Source organism: Azospirillum terrae (genome assembly GCF_053470425.1).
The window spans coordinates 1-1284 of sequence record NZ_JBPXMR010000055.1; the positions used below are offsets into that span (position 1 = coordinate 1).

Here is a 1284-nt window from a genome sequence, read left to right on the forward strand (position 1 = left end):
TACTACAGCGGGGATTTACCGGTTTGGGTGCGGCGCCTCCAATGGCACTGGCGCGCTCGTTGTTGGTGGCGTCGTCGCCAGATGGACCACGCGATAGCGGTGGTGGGTTCGGGTGGCGGCAGGCCGATCCAAGAGGCAAGCAGGCGGCGGATTTCCGGCACGGTGAGGGGCAGCAACTCGGCCGACAGATCGACGCGCTCCTCGCCCCCCGATAGCCGCCGCTCGGGCGACGGTGAGAAAGGCCAAGGCGAACATCGCCAGCGTGACGTGGCGGTGCCACGCCGTCCAGGTGCGCACCTCGTACTGGTCGAGCCCAACCTCGCCCTTGGCGGCTTCGAAACACGACTCCACCGTCCAGCGCGCGCCCGCGATCCGCACCAACGGGGGGCCAATGGCGTGCCCTCCGGCGCGAAGGTCAGATAGTAGGTCAGCTTGTCCGGCTCGGCGATCGAGCGGCGGACCAGCAGGCCCCGGCTCCAGCCTGCTTGTAGCGACGGGTAGCTCTGGTAGGCCCCGTCGTACAGGCGCGGGCCTTTGGCCCCGTCCCCGGCGCTCAGCCGGTGCCAGTCGGTGGCCGCAACGCAGGCGGCGGTGCGCTCCTTGACGGTATCAAAGCCGAGCGGCGCGCGCTGCTTGCTGGTGACCGCCAGGACATAGCCGATCGGCTGGCGTTCCAACCACAGCCGCAACGCGTAGTCCCCGCCGTACACGCTGTCGGCCGTCACCCACGCGCAGGGCACGCCCGCGGCGATGGCGCGCTCCAGCATCGCCCGACCCTGCTTCGGCTTGGTGGCGAAGACCACCTCCTCCGGCACCCCGGCCAGATGCCGGCGCTCGGCATCCGCCGCCCACTCCTCCGGCAGGTAAAGCGCGCGATCGATCAGCGCCCGGCCGTGCCGGAGTACTGACGCTTGACGCCGACCGAGCGCGCTCCTTTCTTGAGGAACCCCGTCTCGTCGAGCACCAGCACGCCGTCGGCATCCCCCAAGTGCTGCGTGACATAAGCTTGCAGGTCATCGCGCACCGCCTCGGCGTCCCAGCGGGCGCGCCCGAGGAAGTCGTGCAGCGCGTCCGGCGTGCGATCCCCGGCGGCTTCCGCCAGATGCCAACCGTTCTTCCGCTCCAGAGGGGCCAGCAGCCCGCGCAGATAGCTCAAGGCCCGCTGCCGCATCTCCACGCGACGAAAGCGGCGAGCCAGGTGCTCGACCAAGTCCTCCAGGGCGCTTGCCCATCCGGCTGCTTCGCTGACGGCCGTCATTCGTGGATCCTCCCTGCTGATCCACG

Annotated in this window: 1 pseudogene; it reads right to left on the bottom strand. The window is 69.8% G+C overall.

Annotation, left to right across the window (positions count from 1 at the left end):
- Positions 1 to 15: 15 nt before the first annotated feature.
- Positions 16 to 1258, bottom strand: a pseudogene (locus ACSVDD_RS29675) (IS701 family transposase).
- Positions 1259 to 1284: the final 26 nt, after the last annotated feature.